The organism is Alloscardovia venturai, assembly GCF_042676605.1.
GTDB classification, from domain to species: Bacteria; Actinomycetota; Actinomycetes; order Actinomycetales; family Bifidobacteriaceae; genus Alloscardovia; species Alloscardovia venturai.
In genome coordinates this window covers 1-623 of sequence record NZ_JBHTHQ010000003.1, presented here as the reverse complement: position 1 = coordinate 623, position 623 = coordinate 1, and the positions used below count along the sequence as shown (strand labels likewise).

The window sequence follows — 623 nt, the reverse complement described above, 5'->3', positions numbered from 1 at the left end:
TACCCTGCATCAATGTGGAAACGTGCTTCTTTGAGTTCGCCATGTATGGTTTTCACGTCTCCGAAAACCATGCTCTCATTTTTCCACTGGAAGAGTCGCGAGCCGATAGCTAGTTGAGCTCGTCTATTTTTAAGCTTTTCTAGCCATTTCGTAAATTCTTCTGTTTCAATTATTCTCACATATATATTGTAAGATATTTCTTACAGTCTGTCAATCTGAAGCAATAAAAGTGCGGGTCTCTCTATCCTTCCTTTTTTGGTAGAGATACCCGCACTTTTGTCTGAAACTATAGCTTTTTAGTATGGCATGTCATCCATCGTAATGTCGCTCATCCAGTCGTCTTCTGGTGGGGTTGGCTGTCCTGGAATAGTTGCAGGTGTTTGACGGTTTTGACGCAGCGCGAGGAGTACAAGGTTGGTAGTGAGGGTTTCAGCGTTGAAGCTGACTTGGGCGTGGGCTTTGCCGTCTTTTCCTATCCATGCGGATGGGCGTGGGTCGAACCGGCCTATAGCGATGACGGGCATGCCTTTACCCAGCTGGCCACTATTCCACAGGGTTTCGAGGATTTCCGCAGACCTACCGAATATTTTGACTTGGATGAAGTCTGCTGGGGCATCGACCCA

The 623-nt window shown here is 46.9% G+C and carries 1 protein-coding gene; it reads right to left on the bottom strand.

Features of this window, described 5'->3' with window-relative positions; translation table 11 throughout:
- Positions 1-296: 296 nt before the first annotated feature.
- The coding region (locus tag ACFQY8_RS00150; protein WP_377937458.1) for a single-stranded DNA-binding protein at positions 297-623 on the bottom strand (327 nt) is incomplete at its 5' end.